This is a genomic window from Pseudolabrys sp., assembly GCF_035943735.1.
Taxonomy (GTDB): Bacteria; Pseudomonadota; Alphaproteobacteria; order Rhizobiales; family Xanthobacteraceae; genus Pseudolabrys.
In genome coordinates this window covers 1-4,878 of sequence record NZ_DASZBV010000004.1, presented here as the reverse complement: position 1 = coordinate 4,878, position 4,878 = coordinate 1, and the positions used below count along the sequence as shown (strand labels likewise).

Here is a 4,878-nt window from a genome sequence, read left to right as displayed (position 1 = left end):
GCAGGGCTTCGACGACGACTGGGCGCCGGAGAGCTTGCGCAAGCTGCGGCCGATGAATCTCTACGGCTGGAGCAAGCATCTGTTCGATCAGGCGCTGATCGAGCGGCATGTGAAGAAGCAGAACCTGCCGCCGCACTGGGTCGGGCTGAAGTTCTTCAACGTCTACGGGCCGAACGAATATCACAAGGGACACATGGCGAGCGTGCTCGCCAAGGTGTTCGACGGCGCCAAGGCAGGGCAGCCGGTGCGCCTGTTCAAATCGCACCGCGAGGGCATCGCCGACGGCGAGCAGCGCCGGGATTTCATCTATGTCGAGGATGCGGTGGCTGTGCTGCGCTGGCTGCTCGAGCGCGGTAGCGTCAACGGCATCTTCAACGTCGGCACCGGCAAGGCGGAGAGCTTTCGCGACATGATCACGGCGATGTTCGCCGCGCTCGGGCGCAAGCCGAACATCGAATATGTCGACATGCCGGAGGCGATCCGCGGCCAGTACCAGTATTTCACGCAGGCCTCGACCGAGAACCTGCGCCGCGCCGGCTATGACGGGCAGTTCACGCCGCTGAACAACGCGGTCGAACGCTACGTCACCGGCTATCTCGATTGTGCAGACCGGTTTCGCTAGCGCATGATCCCGAAAAGTGGGGACCGGTTTTCGGATAAGATCATGCGCCAGGAATAATCCATGTTCGATTTCGACAAGCATCTCGCCGACCTCTCCGACCAGACCGTGCTCTGCGTCGGCGACCTGATGCTCGACGAGTTCGTCTATGGTGAGGTGTCGCGCATCTCCCCGGAGGCGCCGACGCCGGTCATCGCCTGCAAGCGCAGCGAGCTGATGGTCGGCGGCGCCGGCAACGTCGCGCGCAACCTCGTGTCGCTCGGTACGCGCTGCGTGTTCATCGGCGTTGTCGGCAGCGACGAGCCGGGCCGGGCGCTGACCGAGGCGCTGAACGCGCATCCGCTGATCTCCTATAACCTGGTCATTGACGGCAGCCGCCAGACGACTCGCAAGGTGCGCTTCGTCTCCGAGCATCACTCGATGCACATGCTGCGCGCCGACTGGGAAAACGCCGGCCCGGTCGGCCCTGCCAGCGAGGATGCGCTGATCGGGCATGTACTCAAGGCAATGCCGCGCGTCGGTGCGGTGGTGCTGTCCGATTATGCCAAGGGCGCGCTGACGCCGCGCGTCGTGCGCGCGGTCATTGCCGCCGCCAAGGACGCCGGCAAGCCGGTGATCGTCGACCCGAAAGGGCGCGATTACACCATGTATGCCGGCGCGACCCTGATCACGCCCAACCGGCAGGAGCTCGCCGACGCCGCGCATCGCGTCGCCAATTCCGATGCGGAGGTCGCCGCGGCCGCGGGCGAGCTGCGTCAGGCGCTCGACGCGCGCGCCGTGCTGGTGACGCGCAGCGAGGACGGCATGACCCTGGTCGGCGAGGGCGAGCCCGTGCACGTGCCCGCCTATCCGGTGCGCGTGCGCGACGTGTCCGGCGCTGGCGATACGGTGGTGGCGGTGCTGTCGGCGATGCTCGCCATGAACGCGGATTTCGAATCGGCGATGCGTGCGGCCAATGCGGCGGCGGCGGTGGTCGTCGGCAAGCGTGGTACCGCCACGCTCACCGTCGCCGAACTGCGTTCGCGCATCCTGCCCGCCGCCACTCTGGCGCCGGAAGAGAAGATCGTCTTCGACTGGGCCGTGCTCGACGAGCATATGGCGGAGTGGAAGAAACAGGGACTTCGGGTCGGCTTCACCAATGGCTGTTTCGATCTCCTGCATCCGGGCCACGTGAAGCTGCTGGCCGGCGCGCGCGGCGCTTGCGACCGGCTGGTGGTAGGCCTCAACGGCGACGCTTCGGTCAAGCGGCTCAAGGGCGAGGGCAGGCCGGTGCAGAACGTGCAGGCACGCGCCGAGGTGCTGGCGGCGTTGGAGGCGGTGGATCTCGTCGTCGTGTTCGACGAGGACACGCCGCGCGAACTGATCGCGCGGGTGAGACCGACCGTGCTGGTCAAGGGCGGCGACTACACGCGCGAGACCGTGGTCGGCCACGACATTGTCGAGGCGCTCGGCGGGCAGGTGGTGCTGATCGATCTCGTGCCGGGGCACTCGACTACGTCGATGGTCGAGCGCTCGCGCAACGGTAAGCGGGGCTGATTGCCGTAAATCTGGACTTCTTGCTTTCCGTCAAGCGTCGAAGGCGGCGGCGACCAGCGCAATTCCGGCGTCAGTCGTCCGGCCGCGATGTGCTCTTCCAAAGTCTTCAGGCGGATGAAGCGCGAGTTGCGGAAATCCGGAAGCGGCGGTATTTGCCGCTACCGAATGCCAGCAGGCCGAAAGCATCTTCAAATGGCTGACCTGCGCGCTCGGCTACAAGGGTTGGACGATGTTGGGCGGTGACGTCACATACGGACAGAATTCGCAATTGCGCCAGGGATCTTTCAGCCGCCGAGCAAGGCTGGGCTCAGGGCGGTCGGGATATGGATACAACTGCGTCTTGATTGGAGGCCGCGCCGACGTTGGGTCGTCAGTTTTCGAAGACGTAATTAGGCAGGAAGTCTTTGGTTAGGCGGTATCCGGCGGCGTCCATGAATGAGAACACGCCTGAAGGTTCGAACGCTTCGATTTGAACCAAACATCTATTCTGGCGCAGCGTCCTCTGCATCCCATTTAAAACCCGCTGCTCAAATCCCTCGACGTCAATTTTGATCGCCAAAGCTTTGCCTGATGCATCAAGCTCGTCATCGAGGAGTCTTACCGCTACCTCGTAGGCCCCGTTTTTCGGCTCGGACACGATGCGTGAAAATCCACCATCCGTCTCCCCCGGTAGAAGGCAAAGCGAGCCATTGATGTCCCCAAGTGCAACGGGTCGAATATCTGCTGATTGAAGGAGTCCGTTTATTAAGAGGTTTGCTCCGAGATGGGATTGGTTCTTTCGGTCCGGTTCAAACAATGTTGCGAATGGTACGCAGCCATTCTTTAGTAGAATGCACGCGTACATGCCGATATTGGATCCGATGTCTATGAACTGATCTGGCCGAAGGTCGCGACAACGGCTCATAAAATGAAGAATTTCCGGCTTCTCAGAAATGCCAGCTGATATCTCCAGCGATCCGATGCCGCTTGGGGCTAGCAGAAATTGTGCCCCCATGTATTTGGCGATAAAGTAGTTGCGGTGAAACAGCTTGTTATAGGGCTTCCTGACCCGCCGGCGCAGTTTCAGGTGCCAAGGCTCTAACCAAGGCAACTAGACCTCCATCACAAAGCAGCATCTCACGATCATGCTTGCAAAGAATCCACTTTAGAGCAATCGGGCCATTCTTTGTAAAGATGAGATACATTACACTCGCCCAGGCCGCTGTCGGAGTGTCTCGCTCGGTTAGAGCGCAACCTGCTATCGGCGCGGTAGGCTGGCCATTTTCACGTCGACATCGATCCACTGCTACAAAAAATGCTCGCTACAATGCCGCCGAAGCGCGATAAACGTGGCGTGCACATTAGCTAGTGCGGCGCCGGCTGGCGCGGGTGAATGCTTTCAAGCTCTACCGCAATCAACGAAATGACGCGCCTCGGGGCGATCTCACGCATTGACGTCTGTGCCACAGGGTCGTCACCGGCGCGGATGACGTGGATGTAGCGGCTGTAATCGAGCGCGGGCGTCAGGCCGAACAGCCCATAAGCCTTGGTGCCGACCGCTGCGGCAAGATTGAGAGCGCCGGAATCGGCGCCGACAAACAGGTCGGCCCTCTGGCAGAGTGCCGCCGATTGCAAGATCGGCAGGTCACAGGCGTTCACGGCATCGACAGCCGAATCGTCGATGATGCGCTTGGCGCGCGCCCGCCAGGTCGGCCCGCCGATCATGAACACGGTTGCGCGGCATGCGTGTGCGAGCCCCTGCAGCAGCGCGCACCAGTGCTCGTCCGGCCAGTCCTTCTCCGGATGCGACGCGCCGAGCCCGAGCACCAGCCAGGGCCGCGGCAGATGGCCGAAGCGGGTATCGATGTCGACCAATGCGTTGGCGGGGACCGGCAGGTCCGGCTCGGTGGATGGCAGATTGAGCCCCTCGCTCAGAATCAATTGCTTGAGCCACCCAATCGGATGCGCATGGAAATGCGCGCGATCGATGCCGGGGTTCGTGATCCAGCCGCGCTGCGCGCCGAGCCCGATGCCGATGCGTTCCGGAATGCCGGCGAGCCACGCCGCAACGGCCGGGCGCGTCGTGCGGTCGAGGATGTAGATTCGCTGGAAATTGCGACTTCGCATGAGGCGCGCCAGCCGCAAGACATTGAGCCCCCGTGTGATCTCATTGCCGCCGTGCGCGAAGTAGAGGACCTCGGTGATCTTCGGCTCGGCCACGAGAAGCTCGCGCGCGAGACTGCTCGGTGGGCTCAGGAAGGTGACCTGGCCGCCGGGTGCGGCAGAGGCGATGGCGCGCACAAAGGGCAAATGCCAGAGCGTGTCGCCGATGCCGGGCTTGAGCTGGATGACGGCGAAGGCGGTCACAACTGGGACCCTCGGCGGCGCCAGGTCCGATAAGGGGCGGGCACGCCGCTCATGCCCCTTCGTTGCGGCGCACCGGCTTCGATGCCGGAGGCTGCCACCGCTGCGTCTGCTCGTAGCGCTTGGCGTAACGATAGAACGTGCCCTCGAAATTGCCGAAGGCGATGACGAAGCCCGCCCAGCCGTCGATGAAGCCGCGTTTGAACACGTAATGTTTGATAAAAGACCACAGGCCATGGCCGAAGGCGCTGGCCATGCTCACACGCTTGCCCGCGAGCTTCGGCACGCCGAGCGAGGAGTAGCGGTTCATTTTGCGGATGACTTCGTCGAGATCGCGGAAAGGGAACTGCCAGATCGCGTTCTTCAACGTGCCGATCGGC

The 4,878-nt window shown here is 62.8% G+C and carries 5 protein-coding genes; 2 read left to right on the top strand and 3 right to left on the bottom strand.

What is annotated here, in order from left to right:
• Nucleotides 1–622, top strand: a 622-nt coding sequence (locus tag VGV41_RS01840) for an NAD-dependent epimerase/dehydratase family protein (protein WP_326861945.1), incomplete at its 5' end; no start/stop codon positions are given.
• Between the two features lie 60 nt (nt 623–682).
• The gene (gene rfaE1, locus VGV41_RS01835) at nt 683–2,155 is read left to right on the top strand and encodes a D-glycero-beta-D-manno-heptose-7-phosphate kinase (RefSeq protein WP_326861944.1); all 1,473 of its coding nucleotides are present in this window, start codon (nt 683–685) and stop codon (nt 2,153–2,155) included.
• A gap of 370 nt (nt 2,156–2,525) precedes the next feature.
• Here the strand turns inward: rfaE1 and VGV41_RS01830 are convergent, their stop codons facing one another.
• From VGV41_RS01830 to VGV41_RS01820, 3 genes are all read right to left on the bottom strand, one after another.
• Nucleotides 2,526–3,245, bottom strand: a complete 720-nt coding sequence (locus VGV41_RS01830) for an FkbM family methyltransferase (protein ID WP_326861943.1) — start codon at nt 3,243–3,245, stop codon at nt 2,526–2,528.
• Nucleotides 3,246–3,499: 254 nt separating this feature from the next.
• Entirely contained in the window at nt 3,500–4,501 is a 1,002-nt protein-coding gene (locus VGV41_RS01825) for a glycosyltransferase family 9 protein (RefSeq protein WP_326861942.1), read from the bottom strand.
• 49 nt (nt 4,502–4,550) lie between these two features.
• A partial coding sequence (locus VGV41_RS01820; RefSeq protein WP_326861941.1) for a hypothetical protein occupies nt 4,551–4,878 on the bottom strand: 328 nt, incomplete at its 5' end.